The sequence below is a fragment of the Rhizobium sp. GW821-FHT14E12 genome (assembly GCF_058803745.1).
Genome location: NZ_JBXAPH010000031.1, coordinates 1 through 1,960, shown reverse-complemented (window position 1 = coordinate 1,960; position 1,960 = coordinate 1). Strand labels below are relative to the sequence as shown.

The following is a 1,960-nucleotide window of genomic DNA, read 5'->3' as shown; positions in this document are numbered from 1 at the left end:
AAATGGCTCACCCACTATTTTCACCAGAAGTACAAGGAAATCGATCCGACCTTGAAATGGGTAGGCACCGGCCAAGGGATCGCGCAGTGGAGCGATCTGCTGACATCGGATGATATCGACAAGAACCAGAGGCGCCTGTTGCAGGAGGCCTGGGATGCGGGTCTCGTCAACGGCATCACGCTGCCGATCATGACCGAATTGGGCGAAGCCGTGGCTATCAGCGTTGTTCCCGAGTCCGGCACCCGAAACAATGAGCATATCCTTGCCGCTCTGCCTATCGTACAGATCCTGGCCCAAGGCTACCATCGGAAAGCCAAGGGCATATTGCTGGGTCATTCTCTGAAAGTCGGGTCGGCACGGCGCAAGTCTTTTCTATCCCCACGCGAAATCGACGTACTGCACTGGATGGCCAGGGGGAAGACTGCGTGGGAGATCGCTGAAATTCTCAGCATCTCCCAAAAAAGCGTCGATTTCTACACCGACATGGCAAAGACGAAGCTCCAGGCGATGAATAGAACCCATGCCGTCGTAAAGGCCATCATGCTAGGGCTGGTGACGCTCGACTGAGCGCAGGGTGTCAACGCCACAGTCCCTTGCGGCCCGATCCGAAATCGGGCCTAGCGCAAGCAAGATCATCCTCAAAAATTCGCAGACGGCAGAACGCGACGATCCCCCGCAGTCCCGCGTTATCCGCAAGTGAGTTAGGCTAGGGCTGGTTGGGCCAGACCGGAGGTCGGCTGGTCGCTCTGACTCGACAGCGGACATAGCTGCCCAGATTTATGGCGAGCCCTACCGGTGAGCACGGCGGAGCGGCAAGCACCCAGGACGTCGCGCGAGACTTCATGTTCCAGCGCAACGGTCGGAATGCCGTCAATACTGTCGACATCTCCAAGCCTGCGAAAACGGTAACCCGCCTTGCGGAGCATCGGCTCCAGGTGGGTATAGGTGACGGAGACCATCTTATCCAATTCAAGATGCAGAGCCGCTGCTTGAATGCCCCAAAGCAACCGATTTCGCAAATCCATGCTGCCCTCCAGGCGCTCCCTGCGATGATCGATGGCGAAGCGAGTGATTTCGTAAACTCGATCCGATCGCGGCAAGTCGCCATCCTTCACCAAATGAGGGAAAATCTCGTTCAGAAGGCTGGCATCGGAGGTATCGAGCAGCCGAGCCCCGGCGACCACATGCCCGGCGCTATTGCTAATCGTCACATAGACTGCCCGGGACGTATCATATTCATCTTCCTCAAATCCGTCCCGGGCGGCAGGCAGAGCCCAGCCCAGGCGCCGGACAAAAACCTCGTATCGCAGCTCGGCAAATGATCGGAGCGTTTCCGCATGCATGGCCCGATTGGAAGAATCGATCAAATTCATCATGACGTGCACTCCCGCCTTCAGTTGGATATGAACGTCACAACAACAGAAACGCATGGAGACCAAAATTGGTAGCTAATGCCATGGGAAGAAGCACCCGGGAAAAATCCCAGACGCTGATGAAGTCTGGCTTGGGTACACTTCGCTAGAGCATTCGGCACCTCTGATGTCGGCATGTGGCAACGCGCTCAATCGGATCGGATTCGCTTCCTATTCAGAACAGACCGATCAACCAGAGGAACTTACCAAAGCCATGAAACGATCGCGTCTTGGCAATTTACTTGTCAAACCAGTCGAAAGCTGGCGTCGTTTCCGTGGAAAAATTCCCGCCGAAAGCGACGCCGGCATCGAACCACCGAACGAAGATAAGTGGCCTGACGGTACCGAACAGGACCAGCGTGGGCGCTTGCGCCACGCTCTGATCTTTCTGCTCAATGAATCGAAATTCTTGGGTTACACAAGAGTAGCCAAGCACCTGCGTCGCGCGATCGACGCGTTGCGGTAGCGGTTACTGTGTGCGAGCGTGGCACGGACTGCTGTGGATCGACAAAACACATCTGTTTCAAGCCCATATGGAAACGTACGCG

The 1,960-nt window shown here is 56.0% G+C and carries 3 protein-coding genes; 2 read left to right on the top strand and 1 reads right to left on the bottom strand.

Annotation, left to right across the window (positions count from 1 at the left end; all coding sequences use genetic code 11):
* The coding region (locus AC1RO0_RS31900) for an autoinducer binding domain-containing protein (protein WP_498596515.1) at positions 1-567 on the top strand (567 nt) is incomplete at its 5' end.
* A 134-nt stretch (positions 568-701) separates the two neighbouring features.
* Here the strand turns inward: AC1RO0_RS31900 and AC1RO0_RS31895 are convergent.
* Positions 702-1,376 (bottom strand): acyl-homoserine-lactone synthase, encoded by a 675-nt coding sequence (locus tag AC1RO0_RS31895; RefSeq protein WP_498596514.1) that lies wholly within the window; start codon positions 1,374-1,376, stop codon positions 702-704.
* A gap of 163 nt (positions 1,377-1,539) precedes the next feature.
* On the opposite strand from AC1RO0_RS31895, the gene AC1RO0_RS31890 reads away from it, so the two are divergent.
* Positions 1,540-1,878, top strand: coding sequence for a hypothetical protein (locus AC1RO0_RS31890; protein WP_498596513.1), 339 nt, complete (start codon positions 1,540-1,542; stop codon positions 1,876-1,878).
* Positions 1,879-1,960: the final 82 nt, after the last annotated feature.

What these genes read in the sequence shown, in the direction of transcription:
- AC1RO0_RS31890 (WP_498596513.1), top strand. Translation starts at nt 1,540, where the DNA reads ATGTCGGCATGTGGCAACGCGCTCAATCGGATCGGATTCGCTTCCTAT.
- AC1RO0_RS31895 (WP_498596514.1), bottom strand. Translation starts at nt 1,376, where the DNA reads ATGATGAATTTGATCGATTCTTCCAATCGGGCCATGCATGCGGAAACG.